The sequence below is a fragment of the Gordonia sp. CPCC 205333 genome (genome assembly GCF_048537885.1).
GTDB lineage: Bacteria > Actinomycetota > Actinomycetes > Mycobacteriales > Mycobacteriaceae > Gordonia.
Window position 1 is genome coordinate 65,584 of sequence record NZ_JBCLVI010000005.1, and the last position, 22,824, is coordinate 88,407.

19 protein-coding genes and 2 pseudogenes are annotated in these 22,824 nt (G+C 61.2%); 14 read left to right on the plus strand and 7 right to left on the minus strand.

Going from position 1 to position 22,824, the window contains the following annotated elements; genetic code table 11:
• Positions 1 to 195: 195 nt before the first annotated feature.
• From AAFP29_RS18205 to AAFP29_RS18235, 7 genes and pseudogenes are all read left to right on the plus strand, one after another.
• Complete coding sequence (locus AAFP29_RS18205) at positions 196 to 1,362, plus strand: hypothetical protein (protein ID WP_419218827.1); 1,167 nt, start codon at positions 196 to 198, stop codon at positions 1,360 to 1,362.
• Between the two features lie 259 nt (positions 1,363 to 1,621).
• Positions 1,622 to 1,944: pseudogene (locus AAFP29_RS18210) on the plus strand (DUF1348 family protein); the annotation flags it as partial.
• Positions 1,945 to 2,139: 195 nt separating this feature from the next.
• Entirely contained in the window at positions 2,140 to 2,400 is a 261-nt protein-coding gene (locus AAFP29_RS18215; RefSeq protein ID WP_419218828.1) for a hypothetical protein, read from the plus strand.
• Positions 2,401 to 2,404: 4 nt separating this feature from the next.
• A complete protein-coding gene (locus AAFP29_RS18220) occupies positions 2,405 to 4,111 on the plus strand; it encodes a cytochrome c biogenesis protein CcdA (protein ID WP_419218829.1) in 1,707 nt (568 codons plus the stop codon).
• A gap of 136 nt (positions 4,112 to 4,247) precedes the next feature.
• On the plus strand, positions 4,248 to 5,882 hold the full coding sequence (locus AAFP29_RS18225) for a GMC oxidoreductase (protein WP_419218830.1): 1,635 nt from the start codon (positions 4,248 to 4,250) through the stop codon (positions 5,880 to 5,882).
• A gap of 151 nt (positions 5,883 to 6,033) precedes the next feature.
• The gene (locus AAFP29_RS18230; protein WP_419218831.1) at positions 6,034 to 6,696 is read left to right on the plus strand and encodes an SRPBCC family protein; all 663 of its coding nucleotides are present in this window, start codon (positions 6,034 to 6,036) and stop codon (positions 6,694 to 6,696) included.
• A complete protein-coding gene (locus AAFP29_RS18235) occupies positions 6,693 to 7,724 on the plus strand; it encodes a 3-oxoacyl-[acyl-carrier-protein] synthase III C-terminal domain-containing protein (RefSeq protein ID WP_419218832.1) in 1,032 nt (343 codons plus the stop codon). The genes AAFP29_RS18230 and AAFP29_RS18235 overlap by 4 nt, the downstream gene beginning before the upstream one ends.
• 14 nt (positions 7,725 to 7,738) lie before the next feature.
• Here the strand turns inward: AAFP29_RS18235 and AAFP29_RS18240 are convergent, their stop codons facing one another.
• Entirely contained in the window at positions 7,739 to 8,632 is an 894-nt protein-coding gene (locus AAFP29_RS18240; protein WP_419218833.1) for a hydroxymethylglutaryl-CoA lyase, read from the minus strand.
• Between the two features lie 87 nt (positions 8,633 to 8,719).
• On the opposite strand from AAFP29_RS18240, the gene AAFP29_RS18245 reads away from it, so the two are divergent.
• Positions 8,720 to 9,547 (plus strand): hypothetical protein, encoded by an 828-nt coding sequence (locus tag AAFP29_RS18245; RefSeq protein WP_419218834.1) that lies wholly within the window; start codon positions 8,720 to 8,722, stop codon positions 9,545 to 9,547.
• 7 nt (positions 9,548 to 9,554) lie between these two features.
• On the opposite strand, the gene AAFP29_RS18250 is transcribed toward AAFP29_RS18245, so the two are convergent.
• Positions 9,555 to 10,700 carry an acid phosphatase gene (locus AAFP29_RS18250; RefSeq protein ID WP_419218835.1) on the minus strand — a complete coding sequence of 382 codons (1,146 nt, stop codon included), beginning with the start codon at positions 10,698 to 10,700 and terminating at the stop codon, positions 9,555 to 9,557.
• A 148-nt stretch (positions 10,701 to 10,848) separates the two neighbouring features.
• Between AAFP29_RS18250 and AAFP29_RS18255 the strand changes: the two genes are divergently transcribed.
• The 4 genes from AAFP29_RS18255 to AAFP29_RS18270 all read left to right on the plus strand — a co-directional run bounded on the left by AAFP29_RS18255 (position 10,849) and on the right by AAFP29_RS18270 (position 13,679).
• Positions 10,849 to 11,475, plus strand: a complete 627-nt coding sequence (locus AAFP29_RS18255; protein WP_419218836.1) for a DUF2461 domain-containing protein — start codon at positions 10,849 to 10,851, stop codon at positions 11,473 to 11,475.
• 77 nt (positions 11,476 to 11,552) lie between these two features.
• Positions 11,553 to 11,921, plus strand: a complete 369-nt coding sequence (locus AAFP29_RS18260; RefSeq protein WP_419218837.1) for a hypothetical protein — start codon at positions 11,553 to 11,555, stop codon at positions 11,919 to 11,921.
• Between the two features lie 147 nt (positions 11,922 to 12,068).
• Positions 12,069 to 12,917 (plus strand): aldo/keto reductase, encoded by an 849-nt coding sequence (locus AAFP29_RS18265; RefSeq protein WP_419218838.1) that lies wholly within the window; start codon positions 12,069 to 12,071, stop codon positions 12,915 to 12,917.
• A 51-nt stretch (positions 12,918 to 12,968) separates the two neighbouring features.
• Positions 12,969 to 13,679, plus strand: coding sequence for a DUF998 domain-containing protein (locus AAFP29_RS18270; protein ID WP_419218839.1), 711 nt, complete (start codon positions 12,969 to 12,971; stop codon positions 13,677 to 13,679).
• A 63-nt stretch (positions 13,680 to 13,742) separates the two neighbouring features.
• Here the strand turns inward: AAFP29_RS18270 and AAFP29_RS18275 are convergent, their stop codons facing one another.
• Positions 13,743 to 15,572 carry an AMP-dependent synthetase/ligase gene (locus tag AAFP29_RS18275; protein WP_419218840.1) on the minus strand — a complete coding sequence of 610 codons (1,830 nt, stop codon included), beginning with the start codon at positions 15,570 to 15,572 and terminating at the stop codon, positions 13,743 to 13,745.
• Positions 15,573 to 15,699: 127 nt separating this feature from the next.
• On the opposite strand from AAFP29_RS18275, the gene AAFP29_RS18280 reads away from it, so the two are divergent.
• A complete protein-coding gene (locus AAFP29_RS18280) occupies positions 15,700 to 16,332 on the plus strand; it encodes an AAA family ATPase (protein WP_419218841.1) in 633 nt (210 codons plus the stop codon).
• 152 nt (positions 16,333 to 16,484) lie between these two features.
• Here AAFP29_RS18280 and AAFP29_RS18285 read toward each other — a convergent pair.
• Positions 16,485 to 18,422 (minus strand): annotated as a pseudogene (locus AAFP29_RS18285) (ABC transporter ATP-binding protein/permease).
• Positions 18,423 to 18,503: 81 nt separating this feature from the next.
• Here AAFP29_RS18285 and AAFP29_RS18290 point away from each other — a divergent pair.
• The gene (locus tag AAFP29_RS18290) at positions 18,504 to 19,304 is read left to right on the plus strand and encodes a crotonase/enoyl-CoA hydratase family protein (RefSeq protein ID WP_419218842.1); all 801 of its coding nucleotides are present in this window, start codon (positions 18,504 to 18,506) and stop codon (positions 19,302 to 19,304) included.
• Between the two features lie 5 nt (positions 19,305 to 19,309).
• On the opposite strand, the gene AAFP29_RS18295 is transcribed toward AAFP29_RS18290, so the two are convergent.
• From AAFP29_RS18295 to pyk, 3 genes are all read right to left on the minus strand, one after another.
• The gene (locus tag AAFP29_RS18295) at positions 19,310 to 20,323 is read right to left on the minus strand and encodes a hypothetical protein (protein ID WP_419218843.1); all 1,014 of its coding nucleotides are present in this window, start codon (positions 20,321 to 20,323) and stop codon (positions 19,310 to 19,312) included.
• Between the two features lies 1 nt (position 20,324).
• Positions 20,325 to 21,224: an acyl-CoA thioesterase gene (locus AAFP29_RS18300; RefSeq protein WP_419218844.1), complete on the minus strand. Its 900-nt coding sequence runs from the start codon at positions 21,222 to 21,224 to the stop codon at positions 20,325 to 20,327.
• Positions 21,225 to 21,366: 142 nt separating this feature from the next.
• Complete coding sequence (gene pyk, locus AAFP29_RS18305) at positions 21,367 to 22,785, minus strand: pyruvate kinase (RefSeq protein WP_419218845.1); 1,419 nt, start codon at positions 22,783 to 22,785, stop codon at positions 21,367 to 21,369.
• Positions 22,786 to 22,824: the final 39 nt, after the last annotated feature.

Sequence of the window (22,824 nt, forward strand, 5' to 3'; positions counted from 1 at the left end):
CTAATTTCGGATGGGATTAGTGAGTTCATCGACTTCCAGGTTTCCCTCCTCAAGCTTCAAGCGAGTATCCAACGAGACATCAGTCTCCTCAAACGGCAGATAAGGGTCGACCCAGCTGCTCAGGGTGCTCTGAAAGATCTTCAGAGACTTCGGTGGTACGCGAGGTGCTTAGGGAATTCTCTCGCGTGGCAGGTCATGCTCACCGACCGCAAGCATATTGGCGCACTGATGCACGGCCCAGTGCCGCCAATATCTGAGTACTCGGTCAGCGATCAGTCGGTTTTCGCACTGGCCACGGACTGGCTGGGGCAGCGGTTCGGAATCCCGATCGTCCACGATCTGACAACCTGGCTTCGGATTGGAGACGTCACGTTTCTGAGGTTCGGGGAGACCTCGCTCGATCGGCGGTTCCAGACGATCGAGGTGAAGAGCTCCGTTCGCGAGCAAACCGTCGACGAGGACGGCACGACAAACGCTGTCATAACTGTCAATGCATACAGCAACGAGTCTCTGGCTGATTTGGCACAAAAGCTTGATGGCGACAAGGAACCCACTGCCGAGGATGCGCCCCCTTCGATGAGTCTGCGAGAAGACCGACGACTGAGCGCGCAACTACGACGGCTTTATACAGCCAAGCGCCGCGGAGATGCCGCCGACGATCAGATTTCGTATCTAGACGGTATTCGGACCATCACTCTCCAACCGACGAGCAACACAACAAACCACTGGAACCAGTTGCGGTCCGCTATCAGGGAAGCGCGGAGGAATGGCTACAGCTACATGTCGATCGACAAGTTCCTAGGCTACGCGGTGTTTTACAACGCCTCGGGCCTACGCGAGACCGACTTTGCTCAGTCACAGATGATCGATGACATCACTGAGAGCACACTCAGGCATCAGTACGGAACCCAGCCCGCACTTCGTATATTCGAAGTACCCATGTCGCAAAACCGAGAGCAGGCCGGATATCCGGTCATCCCATTCTTCAACTACGAGATCCCTCAAATTGCAAAGTCTGACCTCATCTTCGGACGCCTGGCGATAGTCGGTATCGTCAACATGGCACCCCTCAAGGATGCGCTCCAAAACTCCGGCTTCGATGTTGTGGCGGAGCAGGATGCCGACGAACACCAGTACCGAATTACGCTGTCTTGGCCGTCGGGAGAGACATATCAATTGCACTTTCCCCACTGGTATATCGATCGTGAAGTCGCACGAAGTGTCTATGAATTCACCGATCTGAATGACGTCGTAACACACCTCGCGGCGATCAAGGATGTACCTTCGCGGGTCTCCATCGAGGACTGGGAGACGTCGATGCACGCTAACGCGCATGCACCCGTGCAATTACCGAATTGCTAACCGGATAGCCACTCGTCCACCGGGCTTCGCCGGTCCAGCTGGTGGCAGCCAGTCCACCACAAACGTACTCACGTGAACACGCTCACACCATTGTCAGTTGTCCATACGCGCACGGGCCGCGGTGTGAGCCTCCCGCGCAACCGCCGATCCCAGGTAGATAGAAGCCACCACGATCGCTCCTTCCACCAGAAAGCAGGCGAAGAGGAGCCGCGAGTCCTTTGTCAACATCGTCAGCCCATAAGGTCAAACCGCTGGCGGCATGCCTCACCGAAAGACGGCCCTTCAGAAGGCCAAGGCAGCCGAGGATGCGTGGAACACGCGCGATCCGGAACGAGTGACACTCGCGTACACGCTCGATTCGGCATGGCGTAATCGAGACGCGTTCATTTCGGGTCGGCTCGAAATAGTCCTGTTCCTCACCGCGAAGTGGGGACGCGAACTCAACTACGCTCTCCGAAAGAGCCTGTGGGCTTCCGAAATAGATGGATAGCGGTGCGATTTCAGTATGAATGGCACGATTCCGATGGTCAGTGGTGGCGCAGCCACGGGAACGAACTGTGGCAATTCAACACGGAAGGGCTGATGGAAAGGCGCGAAGCTAGCATTAATGACGTGGCAATAGCCGAGGCAGATCGGCGAATCTTCGGTCGACGGACCGATAAGGAACGAGGTGTAGAGATTCCACTGCAGTAGCCGCCAAGAAGCGTCCAACTCTCCTTGTGACCCACCTCACACCCGGCGTAGCCTGAGACAGCAGTCAACCTAGGGAGGCCCACGATGGTCCGACTCTCTACTCCGCGCCGTCTGGCAGCGATCACCGCCGCCACCGCAGCGATCATTACCGGAATCGGCGGACTCAGCGCCGCCAATGCCGCTCCCGCGCCTGGCACTTCATGTGGCCCGAACAAGGTGATCACCACCGTGCACACCTGCGCACCGATTAACTCACACTGCACCGGCTACGACCTCATGCTCATCGGGCGCGTCGACCGCGCCGGACGCTGCGTCATCCCCGGCATGAACGGCACCACTTGGTGACCAAGTGACACTCCTGCTCGTCGGCTTTGTCGGCGGCATCCTCGCCGGCATCTCGCCGTGCGTTCTCCCGGTACTTCCAGTCGTCCTCCTTGGCAGCGCCGCAGCCCCCTCCCCCGACGACTCCGACCCCGTGCCCACCAAACCCGGTCGCTTGCGCCCTGTCTGCATCGTCCTCGGCCTAACCCTGAGTTTCGCGCTTATCACGCTCTTCGGCACGCTGCTGCTCGCGGCGCTGCACCTCCCGACATCGCTGCTTCGGTGGCTCGGCCTCGCGGCTCTGGTCGTCGTAGGTTTGGCGATGCTGATCCCCTCACTCGAGCAATTGATCGAGCGCGCCTTCGCGCGAATTCCACAGCGCCACATCACGCCTAGAGGTTCCGGTGCGGCTAGCGGATTCGTGCTCGGGCTCGCACTCGGCGCAGTCTTTGTGCCCTGTGCCGGGCCGATTCTCGCGGCCATCGCCGTCGCGGGCGCCACGGGAACAATCGGCGCCGAGACCATTCTGCTCACGGTCGCCTTCGCGGCCGGCGTTGCCGTGCCATTACTGATCGTCGCGCTCGCGGGCAATCGACTCAGCGCCCGCGTACGCGGAATCCAGCGTCGACAGCGCCTGGTCCGCGGTATCGCGGGCGTGCTCGTCATCGCGCTCGCGGTCGCATTGACTTTCGACCTGACCGGTGCCATCCAACGTCGAATCCCCGACTACACAGCGTCTCTCGCAGACCCACTACAAACTCACGTCACCGTGCCGGCAGCAGCGGGCAACGGCTCGTTGCGGGCATGCCAGGAGGCGGCATTCAACGCCGAGGACAACGGGCTGACCAACTGCGGACGCGCACCTGAGTTCGCGGGAATCTCCAAGTGGCTCAACGGATCTCCGACGACAATCGCGCAGTTACGCGGGAAGGTCGTGTTAATCGATTTCTGGGCGTATTCCTGTATCAACTGCCAGCGAGAGCTACCCCATGTCGAAGCGTGGTGGAAGGCGTACGCGCCCTTCGGGTTTCAAGTGATCGGTGTCCACACACCCGAGTACGCCTTCGAACACGACACCGGCAATATCGCATCCGGAGCAGCGAAACTTGGCCTGACATTCCCGGTCGCGGTCGACAACGACTACCGCACCTGGACCGCATTCCAGAATGTCGCGTGGCCGGCCGGTTATCTCATCGATGCGAAGGGCGTGATCCGGCACGTAAGTCTCGGGGAAGGCAAATATGACCGCAATGAGCAATACATTCGCGCGTTACTGACCACGGCCAACCCCGACGTCGAGTTACCCGCTCCCACTGACCTCGCCGACGACACGCCAACTGATCGACAACGGACACCGGAGACATTTCTCGGCATCGCCAAACAACAGACATACGACGGCTCCGGCGATTACACGGCCGGACCGCACACCTTCACCGACGCAGTTGCTCCAGCCGCCAACAGATACCGACTCAGCGGCAACTGGACGCTTGCCGAGGACGACATCACAGCCAACGTCGACGCGCGGCTCACGCTGACCTACCGGGCTCGCGAGGTCTACCTCAATGTCGGTGGCACCGGCACGCTGACCATCACCGAGGGCCGATCGACTCGAACCGTCGTCGTATCCGGACCACCCGACATTCGGACTGTCGCTAGCCATCGATCTTCGCAAAACGGCACCGTCACGATCGCGCTTTCGCCGGGGCTGCGTGCCTATTCGTTCACCTTTGGCTAATACGCGTCAGACGTTGGCTGCGTTTATGCGGCGACACACCGATCAATTGCGACACCAGCGTCAACAAAGTTCTAGATAGTCACCGCCGCGAAAAGTTTAGGTATACCTTGCCCCTCTCTTCGGTTAGTGTTTGAACGTGCAACCAAATCGCTCAGAATCCTCACAGGTTTCGCGCCGCACATTTCTGCGTGGCGCCCTCGGCACGTCAGCGATCGTCGCCGGAGCAGCCGCAGCTGGCTCGCTCGGAACTCCCCCTGCTACAGCTGCCCCCGACGGCGCCACCGCGATAGTCATCGGCAGCGGATTCGGCGGTGCTGTGGCCGCATTGCGCCTTGGCCGGGCGGGTATCAAGACGACGGTCTTCGAACGCGGTCGCCGATGGCCGATTCGCAAGGACGGCAACACTTTTGCCACCTTCGACGCTCCCGACAAACGCGCGGCGTGGTTCAGCAACACCGCAGGCATCTCCAGCACCCTGCAGGTCCCCGTCGAACAGTATCCGGGAGTTCTCGACGCCATCAAGGGCAACGGAATCGAGTCGGTCTACGGCGCGGGCGTAGGCGGCGGATCGCTGGTCTTCGGAGCCTTTTCCGTCCAGCCGGATAAGGCTGACTTCAACGAGGTCTTCCCCGGCGGCACCGACTACGACCAACTCGCGAGCGTGTACTTTCCCCGCGCCCGCAAAATGCTCAATGCAACCCACCTGCCCGACGACATTCTCGCCCACCCCAATTACACCGGCGCACGTACCTGGCTCAATACCGTCGCCCGCTATGGAACCAAGCCGAAATTTGTTGATTACCAAATAAATTGGGACTTGGTCCGCCGCGAACTGGCCGGCAAAGCCCGGCCCGGCGTCAGCGTCGGCGACCTGTCCTACGGTGTCAACAGCGGCGCCAAGAACTCGGTCGACCACAACTACCTCCCGGCCGCCGAAGCGACCGGCAACGTAACTGTCAAGCCGATGCACGAGGTCTTCGACATCCGCCCGCGCAGTCGTCAGAAAGGCTTCGTCGTCCGGGCTCGACTCATCGACGACAAACATCGCACCATCCGCACGGTCACCGCGGAGGCCGACTATCTATTCATGGCAGCTGGCTCGTATCACACCACTTCCCTGCTGGTCCGCGCTCGCGCGCAGGGAGCATTGCCCAAACTCTCGGGCAAGATCGGCGACGGATTCGGCGGCAACGGCGATTTCCTCATCGTCCGCACCAACCTGCGCGATGCCCAAGGCCCACGCCAGGGCGGGCCGGGTTATGCGCGTATCCGCGACGACCGGCTGCCTGGCGGTCCGGCGGCAATGATCTACCAGGCCAGTCCGTTTCCCGCACCACTTGGCGGCGTCGCCACCACGCACCTCATCCAGGTACACACCGACGAACGCGGCACGATCGACTATGTCCACGGCACCCGCGGGACGGAACTGAACTATCCGTTCCGCGAAGGCACCAGCACATTGGATCGCCGCGCCACCGCATTCGCCAATCACTTCCACTATCAAACCGAAACCCGTCATGGAACGCCTAACAATGGAATCGTGATCTCTTCTCGCGCAGCGGGATTCGGATCCGGATCGACATTCCACGGACTCGGCGGCGCCGTTATCGGCAAAGCCGCCAACGCCGACGGAACCGTGAAAGGCTACGACAATCTGTACGTGGTTGACGGCTCGTTCTGCCCTGGCGCGGTCGGACTGGTGAACCCGTCACTGACGATCACCGCGCTAGCAGAGCGAACTATGGATCGATTCTTGGCCTCGCGGGGCTGAGACTGGTTCCACAACAACATAATTCACCCAGCATCGACTGTTGTCAGGCTGTTTGGTCGGATCTCCTCACTAGGAGTCGACGACGGGCAGACTCTCGATCGCGTGCTGCCGCCTGAGGCACGCCCGCCGATTTCGCACGGAAGGAACTCAGATGGCCGCTCCATCCCCCGGAGGATCCGACCTAAACGCCAATCCTCCCCTCGACGGAGTGATCCGCGTCGAAACCCACAGTCGCGCCGACAATACCTATCGTGTCGTCGATATGATCCGCTCGGTCTATCCGCATAACCAGATCTACGGCGACTTCTGCACAGTTCAGGGATACGCCGACGTTCCGCCGCGTGAACTCTACGAATGGCTCTCTCGCACACAATCTCTCGACGAATGGACCTACAGCACGCGAGGTCTGGAGGAGACCGATGAGCCCGATCTATGGGTGGGGCACGACAAGCTCAACCCGGATACGAAACTGTTCGTCCGCACCATCGCCAACGCCGATGCGATGACCGTCGACTACCACTGCGCATGGGATCAGGGCACTGACCTCTGGATGATCTATCTGATGCGCGTCGTCGACGCCCAGGTAGTGCTGGGCAAGCCGGGATCTGTTGTCCTATGGACTAATTGCCACCACCCTTACTACGACGACAACCCGTACCCCGATACCGCACCCGCCGACCGCGAGGAATGGGTCGGCGACCTCTGGGATGTGTTCTGGGCGGGTCACCAGATCGAACTCGACAATCTCATCCGCATCGCCGAATACCGTCACCGCAACGATCTGCCTCTCACCCCCGATTGGATGCGTCAATGACTTCCGCTGTGGCACCAGCTATTTCGATTGCCGATCTGGCAACCTATCGTCCCGCCAACAAGGTTCCGGCATCGTATTTCGCCGCCTTCGCACAAGACGATGACCTCGCCGACAACGTCATGTTCCGGGCTCCCGCCTTCCGCCACCATGCAGCCGAAGACGAGACGTCGGCGGACATGATCCTAAGCGCGGCATCGATTCTGACCGCGCGGCACGGCGCCGACTACCTCAACGACGTCGACGTACTACTCACCCACAGCCAGTTGCCCGAGGTACCCGTGCGTGGATGCGGCGGCGAAGTGGCCTACCGACTGGGTCTACAGCCGGCAACAGTCCTCGACGTTCACAACGGCGGCTGTGCGGCATTCGCCCATATGATCCAGATCGCCGCGGCGTTGCTCGCAGCGAGCGGAGGACGCAAGGCGCTCATCGGCTTGGCGCAGAACAGCGCCGGACAGATCTTCACCCAGGATCAGGTTCGTGGCAAACCTCAAGCCGCGATACCCGGTGACGGCGCCGCAGCGGCGACACTAACTTTGGGCGCTAACGGCAATCCAGTGCTGACCACGGTCTGCCGCTCCTATGGTGAATACGCCCCTGACATGACAGCCGTCTCGCAGCCGGCCCGCAAGTACTGGGAAGCCGGTCCCGGACAGATACACGTCGGATTCACCAATGCCAAGATCGCCAAAGTGCTCTCCCGAGGCAACCGCCTCGTACCCGAAGTCGCGGTCGAGGCCGCCGAACGCATCGGCATCGCCCCGGCCGAGCTGGACTGGTTCATCACCAATCAACCCAATCGTGTCTTCCTCCGCAATTGGCGTGAGGCACTGGAACTTTCCGAAGAACACCACCCGGATACCTTCGACGAATGCGGAAACCTGTTCGCCGTCGGAGTACCGATGACTCTCGACGCTCTCATCGACTCCGGCCGAATAGAACCCGGTCAGATCGTGATGACGGCTGCGTTCGCGCATGCGGGCGATTTCGCTGCCGCCGCGGCGATTCGTTGGAACGGCCGGACGTAACTCGCCGCTCTGCGCTACGGAAAACCGCCGGCCCGGCCCAGGAGAGCTGGCACATCCTTCTCCAACGCGACGCCAAGCCAATCGGCCGCCTTGATTACAGCGTCCATGTCAACACCCGTCGACAACCCGCTACGGTCGAGGGCGTACAAGAGATCTTCAGACGCGATATTGCCGGTGGCCGCTGGAGCGAACGGACAACCACCAAAACCGCCAATGCTCGCGTCGAGAGCACTCGCGCCGACGTCGAGGGCGGTCAACGCATTCGCGTATCCGGTGTTGCGGGTGTTGTGGAAATGCCAGCGCTGCTCGATACCCGGCGCCTCGGCAGCCGCGATATCGGCCAGCGCACGCACCTGGGCCGGCACGCCAACACCGATAGTGTCGGCGAGCGCGATCTCGTCGGGCGCAGCACCGTGAACCAACTGAGCGATGATCTCGCCGATCCAGCTCGCCGCCACCTCACCGCTGAACGGACAGCCGAATGACGTCGCGATCGTTACGGTGCTGAATACGCTGGCCGCGCGCGTCTCACGGACGATGTCGATCGCTGCCGAGATCCCTTCTGCCACACTGCAACCCTGATTTCGCTGACTGAACTCCTCGGTCGACACCACAACGACGTTCACCTCATCGACGCCGGCGGTCAGCGCACGTTCCAGACCGCGCCGGTTCAATACCAGCCCGATATAGGACACGTCGTCGGAACGAGGCACCGCGGACATGACTTCCTCGGCACCTGCCATTTGCGGAACACGTTTGGGGTTGACGAAACTCACCGCTTCGATGCGACCAACCCCCGCGTCGACGGCGCGGGAAATGAGTTCGACTTTCGCGTCAACACTCAGGACTTTGGTCTCGTTCTGCAGGCCGTCGCGTGGGCCGACTTCCACCAGTTGCACAGAGGACATCGCTCCATGCTGCCCGGTGGGTGGTGCGTACGCAATGCTGTGAACCGGGAATGGAACCGTTCGACGCCGGCTCGCGTCCAACCCTTCATGACCGATCGCAAATCAACGAGTACCGGCCAACTCGCATTCCGGCTGCGCTACCTCGACCGCATCCCTATTGAATGGCACCAGGAATTGGTCGAGGACATTGCACTGCCGCCATTCCAGAGCCGCGGCGAATACCGCACCTTCCTTCGGCGGCTGCGCCGCCAGTTGGGAGCTGGCAGTCATGGTGAGCCCTCACCAACTGAGCTCGCTGTCACCGAGATCGTGCGCAGCGGGCTACGCCGGTGTGGGCCAACTGACCGTCAGATCGAATTGACTGCGGCCGAACTCGCATCCGCATTCGTGACAAATCTTCCGGCACCGTGGACTGTCCATACTCTTGCACCCGCCCTCGTCGCTGCGGGTATGTCAATGTCGAAGAACACCAGGGGGCGCTGGAGTGTCGATGGCACTTCTCGAATTTCCGCATACTCAGCTGCGGAAGACTGCTGGCATATAACAGTTTTCGAAGGTGGCGCCAGACGCCGCGGCATTCTCGACCAGCAAGATTTCATCGTCCTGCTGATGCAACAATTCTTATCGAAGAACCAGGGGGTGTCGACGTGCCCACTTGGCTGGGCCTTCCGCCCGAAGGAGTTGCGCGCGCTAATCCCCGGCGCGGTCGCCGTCGGGCTCAGCTATGCCAACGACATCCTGAGCCCAGCACAGGTCGCGTGGATGCGAGACCACACGCTCGCCTACGCCCAGGATCGTGGATCAATCGCCCACGACAAGGCAGAACTGCTGCGACTTCGCTCCCTGGCTAGCGCGCGGGCCCGAGATGCGTTGGACAGCAACACCTTCGAACAACGGATCCCGGCGACATCGTAAGGCTAGCTCAGCGCGCCAGCCATGCCTTCGCGATATCGAGACGCTGCCAACCGCCATCGCGCCCCGTCTTATCGAGCGGATACCCGGCTGGAAGGGCAGTCCGCGCCAGTAGCTGACGCAACTGCGTGGTCGACAAATTCGGATGCGCAGCACGGATGAGATTCTCCGCGCCGGCCGGCACTGTCAGCGCGCGGGATGTGTTGCCCTGTGCGACAAATGAATACGTGGCCCGCTCGCGGTAAGTCTTCAACGCATCCCCGGTCGACTGATACGGCGACTGACAGGCGACGACACGCGCCAGTGGCGCACCCGTCCGCGCGGTGAGCACCGCACGAAGTTCCGTCTTCGCCTCGCCCAGCAGGCCGGCGAAGTTGGGATCGGAAAGCACCTGCGCCACAGTAGATTCAGCTTGCATTCGTCCACCGATGACGTCGAGTGGATAGTGCACGCCGAGCACAACGCGGTGATAGCCGTATTCGGCACCGCGGGCAAGTAGCTGCGGACCGACTTCCGGCAGCATCGACGCGATCAGGAACGCTTGGGTGAAACCCCAGGTGGTATGACCCGACGGATAGGAGCCAGTGCCCCGTACCGCTTCGTACAGATCCGCACGACCATCGCCGTAGTGCCGAATCAATTGCGGCGCAACCTCAAACGGACGCAGATTGTGGAAGTACTTCTTCTCCTTCGCCGTGCCAACCCGCTCCCCGACGAGCGCGTCCTCGCCGAGCAACAGAGCTGCGGTCTTGGGCAATTGGCCAGCGCGCAAGGCTGCGTAGAAGGCTGGCGACAGCTTCGAGCCGAGCGCGTTGAATATCGCGGGCCCTTCGATGTCATAGTTGTCATTCACCGCGTACTGCGCGACCGTCGGCGCCGACGTCACGTTGATCGCGACCGCGTTCGCGAGGTTCTGTTGACGAACGACATCGGAGATCTGGCTGAAACCGTCAAGTACGCCAATATGGTCGGCCGGGGCCTTCGTCGCAAACGGCGATGCCTTCTGCGATGCGCTGTACCCGGCGCTCGTCGGCGCCGACGTCGGCGCGAACGCACATGCCGACGGAGCCGCCAACGCCTGTCCAGGGACCAACAGCCCACCGGCGACGATCATGGCAGCCGCAACTGCTTTCAAGGAATTTCCGATGACCTTCACCGCACGGAACCTGCCAGAGAGTCGTGAACCGTTCTAGTGAGCAATATGAACAACTGGGTGGCATCAGGTGACAGATCCGCCTCGTGCCAGCATTGACCCCTATGACCGACTGTCAATGACATACGTACAACTTCCCGACAGGAGCACCATGACCTTCTCCGGTTTTCCCGAAGCGGCGTTCGACTTTTACGACGACCTCGAAAACGACAACAGCAAAGTCTTCTGGGAGGCACATAAGGACATCTACCGCAGTGCGGTCGTGGAGCCGATGACTGCACTCACCGACGAACTGGCCGACGAGTTCGGATCGGTCAAGATATTCCGCCCGCACCGCGATGTCCGATTCTCCAAAGACAAGACGCCTTATAAAACTCACCAGGGGGCATTTATCCCGGTTGGTCCGGCCACCGGCTATTACGTGCAAATCGCAGCGCCCGGCTTCACCGTCGCGGTCGGCTTCTATGACGCTGATGCCGAACGTCTCGCCGCCATCCGCGCAGCGATTGACCATAAGCGGCACGGTCCGGAATTGGAGAAAGCCATCGCCACACTGACCCGATCCGGTTGGGAGGTCGGCGGCACCACACTGAAGACCGCACCACGAGGATGGGATATCGAGCACCCGCGCATCGAATTGCTCCGACATAAGTCGCTGAGTGTTTCCCGCGATTACGGATTCGACGAAATCGTGCACACGCCGAAATTGGTGAATCGAATTCGCACCCATTGGCGAGAGGCCACACCGCTTATCGATTGGTTGCAGCAGCACGCATAACCACCGTCGACTGTGATGCGGGCCATCTCTGGTCTCTACCCCTGATGAATCGGGGCGCGACCGGACATAATGCTGAGATGCGCTCCCAGGCTCCGACCACGGTTATCGCGGTCATCATCACGTTGTGCACGTGCGCGATCGCGTTTCTCGCTTATCTCATGTGGAGTAGCAAGAACGATTCTCCGAGCGTCGCGACCCCGACGGCCACCGTGACCACCACCAGCATCGCGACCGAAACGGTTACCGAGACACCGTCGACTGTCACGGTGACCAGTGCACCGTCGTCGACCGCCCAGTCCTCGGGTTACGCCGCTGAAGGCGAGCCGTGCACGGCTGACGAGCTGAATGACCAGGTCGCCGTCGGGCGCCGCACGTTGATCTGCACCTACCAAGGCGAAGAGGCGACAAACGAATACGAGTGGGAATACCTGTCGACCAGCTATTGACGAGGCACCGGGCCGAGATAGGTATATCGCCCATTCCTCGCAAACCGCACACGAGACGCCTTCGCCCGTAGCGGTCGGGTTGAAATCAGCATCACATGTAATCCCCGTGCCGGAATAACTCCGGCGTCGAGGCTCATTGAATCAACTATGGCTTCAACACAGAATTCGATCCCGTCCATCAGCCTTAACAACGGCATCACCATTCCGCAGCTCGGCTTCGGTGTCTTCCAGATTCCCGCTGACGAGACCAAGGCCGCGACGTTGACCGCACTCGAACTCGGCTACCGCCACATCGACACCGCGCAGATGTACGGAAACGAAGCCGAAGTCGGCCAGGCGGTTCGCGAATCGGGCATCCCGCGCGACGAGATCTTCGTGACCAGCAAACTCAACAACAACGCGCACGCTCCCGAGGCTGATACCGCTGCCGCAGCCCAGCGCACCGTCGACGCACTCGACATCGGCGCCGTCGACCTCTACCTCATCCACTGGCCGCTTCCCGAGGTCGGCGACTACGTCGCCACCTGGCGCATCCTTGAGGAGGCCTATCGGGACGGCAAGTTCCGCTCGATCGGTGTCTCCAACTTCCACCAGCCTCACCTGGAGCGGCTGCTGGCCGAAACCGACGTCGTACCGGTCGTCAACCAAATCGAGGTACACCCGTATCTCTCCCAGAATCCGTTGCGCCAGTTCAACTCCGACCATCAGATCGTCACCGAGGCATGGTCACCGATCGCCCAGGGAGATGTACTCGACGACCCGGCGCTGGCTCCCATCGCCGCCGGTCTCGGCCGTTCGGTCGCGCAGGTTGTCCTCCGCTGGCATATTCAGCGCGGCGATATCGTCTTCCCCAAATCGGTCACCCGCTCACGCATCGCCGAAAACCTCGAACTGTTCGACTTCGAGCTCTCCGATGATCAAGTCTCGGCGATCGAGGCTCTCAACGCTGACCGACGTCGCGGACCAAATCCGGACGAGTTCAACTGGGTGCCGTAACCGCACACCCACGGTGCCGGAATCGCAGGTCGGCACGTCTACTCTGGATTAGTGCAATCCACGAGTACTGAGCCGGCGTCGATCGACTCACCGAGGCGATATTCCGCCCGACTGTGGATCGCGGCAATCGCGATAGGCGTAGCGGGACTGTGCTATTCATCGTGGACCCTGGAACACCTCTGGGCCGGTGGACTCGACCCGATGCGCACATTCCTCAGTGAACTCGACGCCGCTGGCCGGCCACACCGCCAGGTCTACGTCGCCGGAGATATCATCACCGCCGTCGCCGCGATGGTCGCGATGCTCGTCTTATCATTGCCAACGCCGGCCGTACGGGGCTATCGGTCGCTCATCGCAATCATCGCTTTCGGTTGCTTCGGCGCGGCGACGCTGGCCGATGCGTTGATGCCGATCGAATGCATTCCCGGTGTCGACGCCGACTGTCCGTGGGAGCCCAGCGGCATCTTTCCACAGTTGCACCATGTTCATGCGCTGACGAGTTCGGTTGCCGTCATCAGTCTGTTCACGGCGATCATTGCCGCGAGCCTCGCCTCCTTCGCCGGCGATCGATGGCGATTGTTACGAGTCGCCGGGACAACGATTTTCGGAGTGATCGTGGTGTCCACCGCGTGGATGCTCATCGCGGACAACCTCACCGGCGACTATCGGTTGGGGTTGGCCCAGCGCATTCAGGTCGGCGCGATGTCGGTGTGGATGCTGGTCTGGGCCGTGGCAGTTGTTCGGGAAAGGCGATCCCCCTGAGGCGCGCAGATGCGCTCCGGGCATGTGCAGCACTCACGGGGACCGGTTTCCGTCTGACGCCTGCTAGCCCAAATCGACAACGCCCGACGACGTCGCACCTGAGTACAGCGCATCGATCCGCTCTGCGTACTTATCGGCAATTGGCTTGCGCCGCAACTTCATCGTCGGTGTCAGCTCGTCACCGCCTGGATCCCACGCAGCCGGCACGATCGCGAATCGCTTGATCTGTTCGACGCGGGACAACTTGCCATTACCCTGTCGGATTGCCGCCGTCACCTCTTCGATCACTGCCGAGTGACTCGACACGGTCGCGATATCCTCATCACCGAGTTTGTGCAGGTGTGCGCGTGCGGTGGCGGCGTCAGGGTCGAGAACAACCAGCGCGGACACATACGGCTTCGCGTCACCGATGGCGACGACCTGACCGATCAGCGATGACGCCGCTTTCATCGCATTCTCAATATTGGTCGGCGACATATTCTTTCCCGACTCGGAAATGATGAGTTCTTTCTTGCGATCGACGATGGTCACGTTGCCGTCGGCGTCCACCTCGGCGATGTCGCCGGTGGCAAGCCAGCCGTCAGCGTCGATCGTCTCCGCCGTCTTTTCCGGCTGGCCGCGGTAGCCCTCCATCACCACCGGGCCGCGGATCAACAGTTCGCCGTCCTCGGCGATCTTCACCTCGACACCGTGGACCGGTTTGCCAACGGTACCGATCTTCAGGTTCTCCGCGGTCGTCATCGTCGAGACACCAGTCGTCTCGGACATGCCCCATACCTCCAATACCGGAATCCCGAGGCCGAGAAAGAATTCCAGAACTTCCGGAGGGATTGCCGCCGCGCCTGACGCAGCGAAGGTGACTTGATCCATCCCGATCGCGCCGCGCACTTTCGACAGCACGAGTTTGTCCGCGACGGCGTGCTGCAACGCGTCAGCGGCGCCAGGTTTACGGCCAGCCAATTGCGCCTTGGCGGCAGCCGCGCCAGTCCGCAACGCCCAAGCCCCCAGTTTTGCCTTCACCGGGCTGGACTCCTCGGCGAGCTTTGCCTCGATGCCCGCTTTGATCTTCTGCCACACGCGGGGCACGCCGAAGAAGAAGGTCGGGTGCACGTCGGGAAGCGCAGCGGCGATCTCGCGCGGGTCGGGAACCGTCGTAATCTGAATCCCGCGAACGAGATTGGCCGCGTGCGCCGACACGCGGTCGGCGATGTGGGCGGCCGGTAGATACGACACGATCCGGTCGTCGAAGCCGACATCGACATGCTCGGCAAGTGCCGTCAATTCGGCGATGATGTTGCGGTGTGAAATCTCGACGCCCTTCGGCGGACCGGTTGTGCCCGACGTATATATGAGCGTTGCCAGGTCCGTCGGCTGCACCGCATGCCACACGGCGTCGAAGTCGAAGTCAGCGGCGGGACTATCCTCGACGTCGGCCAACGAGACGGCACCATCTGGTGAACCATCCACCACCACAACAGTTTTCACGTCGGAAGTCGCTGCGGCGATGACCGGGACGAAGACCTGCTCGGTCACCACGACAGTGTTTCCCGCGTTGCCGAATAGGTACCCGACTTGATCGGGTGAGCTGGTGTTGTAGATCGAAAACGGCACTGCGCCCAAATGCAGACATGCGGTATCGACGAGATGAAACTCGGGCCGGTTGGTCAGCATGATGCCAACCCGATCACCTTGTCGCACACCGAGATTGGCTAGGCCCGAGGCGATGGTACGGACGCGCCGCGCGTATTGCGACCAGGTGATGCTCGTCGTTCCACCTACGGTGCGCAACGCCACGGCGTCGGGCCTGATCTTGACTGTTTGCTGGAAGGCTTCGGGCAGCGTCGAAACTTGCGCGCCGCTTTCATGCGAGAACGTGATCGGTGTATCAGACATTAAGTGAACCTCGAGGCGTCGATCGGGTATGTTGCACGCCACAGTAGCGAGATTGCAGCGTCCGCGATGTCTGAATTGCCGTTTATCACTGCTAACGACTTCTGCCGCGTCGCTATCCTGGGGTGTCATGTCCGACGCAAACAAGTCGTACCCATTGCTGTGGATCAACGGCGCATTCGGCGCGGGAAAGACGCAAACCGCCTTCGAACTGCACCGACGCCTATTGAACTCATTCGTCTCGGACCCCGAACTAGTCGGTTTCGGCATCCATCGCATGCTGCCCGAATCCGCCCGCGACGACTTTCAAGACCGCCCTCAGTGGCGGTCGGCAGTGATCGCCACGCTGGCCGACGCCGTCGCCACCCATGACGGACCGGTCATTGTGCCGATGACTCTGGTCGAGCCCGACTACTTCGACGAGGTAATGGAGGGCCTGTCCGACGCCGGCGTCGAAGTGAGGCATTTCGCGCTAATCGCGTCTGCACGCACGCTGCGAAAGCGACTGCGCCTTCGGCTCGGTTACGGCGTCGGAAAGCTGTTCGGCCATGACGAGACGTGGGCGATGCAACAGATCGATCGCTGCACGACTGCGTTGTCCGACAAACGATTTGATGTCCCGATCGGAACCGACGACCGCACCGTCGACGAAGTGGTCGAGGAAATCGCCAACCAAACGGGGCTGCCCCTGGTCAAGCCCCGGCTGTCCGCGTCGCGGTACCAGCTGCGGCGGATACGGGTCGGTCTGGCGCACATCCGATAGGTGCGTGCGCCACCTTCGACCGTGAACCTTTCCAGGAAATTCGTCCGAATAGTGCCTTGGGAAGGGCAATATGCCCTTCCCAAGGCACTATTCGGACGATTTTCGCAGCGGGCGGCAACAGTATGCGGACGAAGTCCCGGACGGCGGGGCCGCTACCCCTTCGTCGGCGACGGTCGCTCCAAGTCCGTCAACGTCCACTCGCCGTCACCAATCAACTGCAGCAACTTGGTGTGATGCTGGTCGGTGGTGCTGCGATGACTCACCGAAACGATCACCATATCGGGCAGTTCAGTACGAAGGAGCGAATACAGGGTGTACTCGAGGCCCTCGTCGACCGCCGACGTCGCCTCGTCCATGAACACGGCGCGCGGCTTGGTCAACAACACCCGGGCGAAGGCGATACGCTGCTGCTCTCCCGGCGACAATACCTTCGACCAGTCCTCTTCCTCGTCGAGGCGTTCGGTCAAGTGGCCCAACATAACTCGCTCAAGAGTTGCCTTGAGTTAATCGTCGGTGAATGTCTGCGGCTCAGCCGGATAGGCGACCGCCGTCCGCAGATCACCGAGCGGTATGTAGGGCACCTGAGACAAAAATAGGGTGGCATTGCCTGCCGGCCGGATGAATTCGCCATCGATGAACGGCCACAGCCCGGCGAGACCACGAAGCAGCGTTGTTTTGCCCGAACCTGATTGCCCTTTGATGACAAGGGCGTCGCCGACACCGAGGCCGAGAGTCAAGTCGTCGACGAGCTTGCGTCCATCGGGAACCGCGATCTCGACGTTGTCCAGCCCAACCGTGTCCGGCGAATCAGCTGGAACATCCTTTGTCAGCATCGCGGGAAGTGAACGTGACCGCACATTGGCGTCTTCAAGGCCGTCGAGACGGATGAGCGACGCTCGGTAGCCGGTGAACGTGACGTAAGCATTCCTGAAGAAGGAGAGCGAGTCGTGTAGTTCGCCAAATGCCGAAGCTGTTTGGGTCATATCGCCGAGCTGAATCTGACCCGCGAAGAATCGGGGCGCTTGCGCGACCAGCGGGACGACCACAGAGGCCTGGGTGATCGAAAAGTTCCACGAGGTGAATTTCAAAGTCCGGAAGACGATTCGCCAGAAGTTATTGACGATCTGACCGAATCGACTGAGCAGGCCCGAATGCTCGACACCCTCACCACGGTAAAATGCAATATTCTCGGCGCCATCACGGACGCGGATAAGCGCGTAGCGGAAGTTTGCCGCAAGTCGCTCTTGCAAGAAGGTCAGGTGGATGAGCGGACGACCAATCCAGAACGCCACGACGGTGGCAATCAGGACGAACGTCATGACCAGAAAGACCATTGCTCGCGGCACTTCCGTACCAAAGATATCCATCGGCCCGGACAGATCCCACAGGATCTTCGTAAAGGAAACGATGCTGACCGTTGCGGGAATCACGCCATTGCTCGACGAACCGTTCGCACTGAACATCATTGTCCGTGACTCCGACGCAACCACTTGGATGTCTTCCTGCACACGCTGATCTGGGTTGTCTACCCCTGCCTGCAAGAGTGCGTCGCCGCCACCGTGCGCCTGCCCGACGAAACGGTTGCGATAGAACGCGCGCTCGCCCAGCCAATCAGCGGTGACATGCTCGGTCATCCATGTCCGGAACCTGATCTCGAAGGCGCTGCCCACATAGATCTCGATAAGGGTCCGCACCACATGCATGCTGGCAAGCACGACGAACAGCCAAATGGCCTTCCAGAATGATGACTTCGCCTCGTCTAGCGCACCGCCGTCATTTTGCGATAGGGCCTGCGCGCCATACTGCAACGAGGTGTAAAGGTCGTTGCTCCAATAGGAGAGTAGGACTGTGAGTCTCACTCCGAGAACTGCGAGGAAGGTCAGGGCAAACACCAGGCCCCACGCGGAGATCCGTGTCGCCGGATCGGTGAAAAACCCACCACCTATCCGCCAGAACTGCTTGCCCCACACGGTGAACCGAGCGACAAGGTAGCCGATGACCAGCAGACCGACGAGGCAAATCGCAACAACAATCGCGAGCCACTTCAAGGACACCCAGATCTCGTCACCCCAGTTGATACTGGTTTCCACGCACTATCTCCACTCGCCGACGGTTGCAATCGCAGCAGTCTAACCGAGCGTGACCTGGCCCACCGGGTAGCCTCGATAACTATGTCCGATCTGGTGACCTATAACGTCGTCGGCGACGTCGCGCACGTGGTGCTCAATCGTCCCGACAAACTGAACGCGCTGACTCTCGACATGCTCGACGAGCTCGGTCGTTGCGCGCGCCGCGCGGCGAAGGACAGGTCCCTGCGGGGCGTCCTGCTTTACGGCGCCGGTGACAGCTTCAGTGCTGGCCTCGACTTCGGCAGTACCACCAAACAGGTTGGCCGTGTCCTGAGAACCTTTGTCCCACGACTGTTCTCGGGCACCGCGAACGGATTTCAGAATCCTGCCTGGGTGTGGCGCTCTGTTCCAGTTCCAGTCATCGCGGTGGTAACCGGCCACTGTTTCGGTGGTGGGCTGCAAATCGCGCTCGGCGCGGACTTCCGCATCGTCTCGGCCGACGCCGACTTCTCCATCATGGAGGCCAAGTGGGGACTCATCCCCGACATGTCGGCCTCCGCGAGCCTGTCGCAATTGATCGGCATCGACGTCGCGAAGAAGCTCACCATGACCGCCGAGATCTTCGATGCCTCCTATGCGAAGCAGATCGGACTCGTCACCGAGGTGGCCGACAACCCGCACACGGCGGCCGATGCCCTCATCGCCCAGATCTCCCAACGCTCACCCGACGCTGTCGCCTCAGCGAAAGCACTCTTCGAACGCACTTGGGAGCGCAGCTCACTGTGGAACTTCCCGATCGAGCAGTTTCTGCAGATGCAGCTACTTCGCGGCAAGAATTCATCGATCGCGCGGCTGGCCGGTTTGACGAGGTCGGTGCCGGAATACGTTCAGCGACAGTTCTGACGAGGTCAGAACGGGCGTAACACCACGCCATCTCTGGACTTGAGAGCCTGAGCCGTGACGAATTGGGTATACGGCCCGACACGGATGTCATAGCCGGCCTGATCCGCCCGCACGTCATCGACCTCGAAAGTCATATAGCAGACGCGTCGCCCATCATCGGAGGTCTCCGCCTTCTTGGGTCCGAGTCGCGTCTCCCCTTCACGCGTTCCGTCCTGAGCCCAGATTTCGACGACGGTGCCGGGCTTGATCATCGCTTGCAGAAGCGAATCGGACTGGCACGCGACGACCACAATCCCCTTGCCGGTGAACACCGAACCGTTGATCGAACCGGCCAAGATAGCGATCACGGCTACCACGGCCATCACCACTCCGACGATGGAGCTTCCCACGATGACGGGTATTCTCCATCGCTTTCGCCACGTACTCTGCGTCAGGTTTGCACCTGACGGCAGCCACATCTGCGCTGGCGCAGGCGGAGTTGGCGGAAGGACGCCGTAAGGCTGAGCCGCTCCATACTGCGGTGCGCCGACGTGCTGGGCTTCACCGTACTGAGGACTACCGTACTGAGGTGCACCGTATTGGGAGCTGCCGTATTGGGGGTAGCCATGTTGAGGTGCGCCGTATTGGGGGTAGCCGTACTGCTCGCCGCCGCCTTGAGGAACGGCGCCATACTGGGGATCGCTTGCCTGGGGATCGCTTGCCTGGGGATCGCTTGCCTGGGGATCGCTTGCCTGGGGATCGCCGAAATACTGCGGCGCACTTGGGTTTTGCGGCACCTGCGGGGACTGAAACCCCGTCCCATACTGGCCGTGCGGATATGCAGACGGCGTCGCCCACGGGTCGCCCGACGTCGGGGACTGCTCCGGTTGGGCGACCTGTTCCGGGTCATCAGTCTGGGCACGTTCCCAGGGGGCGGGCTGTTGTGCCGCACCAGATTCGACCTCGGACTCGGGTCGGTCAACGCTCTCGGTGCCGGTGTCGTCCGCTTGTGGCTTCTCGTCAGGTCGGTCGGAATCCATCTCAGTCCTTCTTCTTCGGCGGGAAGTATTTGATCAACGCCTCCTGCACGACTGATGTCGCCAGTGAACCGTCGCGGTTAAAGAACCGCCCCGACCCGATGCCGCGGGAACCGGCAGCCGTGGGCGACTCGGTCGCGTAGAGCATCCACTCGTCGAACCGGAATTCGCGGTGGAACCACATCGAGTGATTCACGGTGGCCGCGAATAGTCGGTCGATCCCCCACGACAAGCCGTGCGTGGTGATGATCGAGTCGAGCACGGTGGTATCCGAGGCATAACACATCGCGCCGACGTGCAGACTCGGATCATCGGGCATCGTCCCGTCTGCCTTCATCCAGACACGGTTGCTTGTCAGGGTTTCGCCGGCCTCACGCATCTTCCAGCTGGGGTCGTTGGCGAAGCGAATATCGATGGGATGCAACGCATTTACGAATGCGGCCACCCGATCCTCGAAGCCCTTAAAATGCTCCCCCAGCGGCGGCAACTCCTCCGGGTAGGGGACCTCAGGGATCTCAACGGCGTGATCCAGACCCGCCGAGTTGTCCTGGAAAGCAACCAGCATGGTGAAGATCTCCTCGCCACCCTGCACCGCCGTCACCTGGCGGTTGGCAAATGACTTGCCGTCGCGGAAACGGTCGACCCGGTAGGTCATCGGCTGCTTCACATCGCCACCGCGAATGAAATGCGCGTGCAGCGCGTGAACCGGCGGGTTGCCTCGGGTCAGGGTGCGCGATGCGGCGACGACACCCTGGCCCAGGAGTTGACCGCCAAAGGTCCGCGCGGTCACCTGTTCCGGATGCTGGCCAACGAACTCGTTCTCATCGACCTGCTCGACGTCGAGCAGTGCGAGCAATTTCCCGAGGTCCTCTGATTCGGTTCGCGTATCAGTCACGCCAACCACAGTAGTGACGCTCCGGTGGTCTCTGTGCACCCGGTTCGGATGGCGGGCAGGGCAGTCTCGATACACCCGCCTCGGCTAGCGCCTCGCCGGGAACTCGGCCAGCCAAAGTTGACCACCCGACCGCCGGGCCTCGCTACAACCTTCAGTGGTCCTGCTCGCCGATCTTGTGGATGTGAATCAGGTTGGTCGAGCCGACGGTCGCGGGCGGCGCGCCAGCCACGATCACGACCGTGTCGCCGACCTCCAGCCGTCCGATATCCAAGAGCTGATGGTCCACCTGATCAATCATCTGATCGGTATCGGTCACCTTGTCGACGATGAAAGTCTCAGTCCCCCAACTCAATGAGAGCTGACTGCGCACTTCCTGGATGGGTGTGAACGCCAACAGCGGCAGTCGCGAATGCAGCCGCGCCAATCGACGAACGGTGTCACCCGACTGTGTGAACGCGACGAGGGCTTTCACGTCGAGCCGCTCCCCGATCTCCCGGGCCGCGAACGAGATGACGCCCCGCTTGGTACGCGGAACATGGTCGAGTGGCGGCACTTCACGTGATCCGCTCTCCACAGTCTTCGCGATCCGGTCCATCGTCGCGACCGCTTCAATCGGGAATTTGCCGACTGACGTCTCACCGGACAGCATCACCGCGTCGGCACCGTCGAGGACGGCGTTGGCGACGTCGGATGCCTCGGCTCGCGTCGGCCGCGAGTTCTCGATCATCGACTCAAGCATCTGCGTCGCCACGATCACCGGTCGCGCGTTTTCACGCGCCATCTGAATGGCCCGCTTCTGCACCAACGGCACCTCTTCGAGCGGCAGTTCCACACCGAGGTCGCCGCGGGCGACCATGATCGCGTCGAAAGCCAGCACGATCGCTTCCAGATTGTCGATGGCTTCAGGCTTCTCGAGTTTCGCGATCACCGGCACTCGACGCCCGACACGATCCATCACTTCGTGAACAAGTTCGATGTCAGCTGGACTGCGCACGAACGACAAGGCGATCAGGTCGACGCCCAGACTCAGCGCGAATTCGAGGTCGGCGAGATCCTTCTCTGACATCGCCGGCACCGACACATTCATACCGGGTAGCGAGATGCCTTTGTTGTTGCTTACCGGGCCACCTTCGGTGACAACGCAGACGACGTCGTCACCGTCGACTGCCGTCACGGTCAGGCCGACTTTGCCGTCGTCGACGAGCAGTCGGTCCCCGGCCTTCGCGTCCCGCGCCAGTTCTTTGTAGGTGGTCGACACCCGATCGTGGGTACCCGCAACATCTTCGACGGTGATGCGGACTTCCTCACCGTTCTCCCACACGGTCCGATCCTGCGCGAACCGGCCGAGACGAATCTTGGGACCTTGCAGGTCGGCGAGAATGCCGACGGCTTTCCCGGTCGCATCACTCGCCCGACGCACACGCCCGTACATCTCGGCGTGATCCTCGTGTTCACCGTGACTGAAGTTCAACCGGGCGACATTCATTCCAGCGTCGACGAGCTCGCGCACTCGTTCATCAGTCGAAGTGGCAGGGCCAAGGGTGCATACAATCTTTGTTCGACGAGTCACCTAGGCGAGCTTAGTCGGGTGCACACCACTCACGTGCAG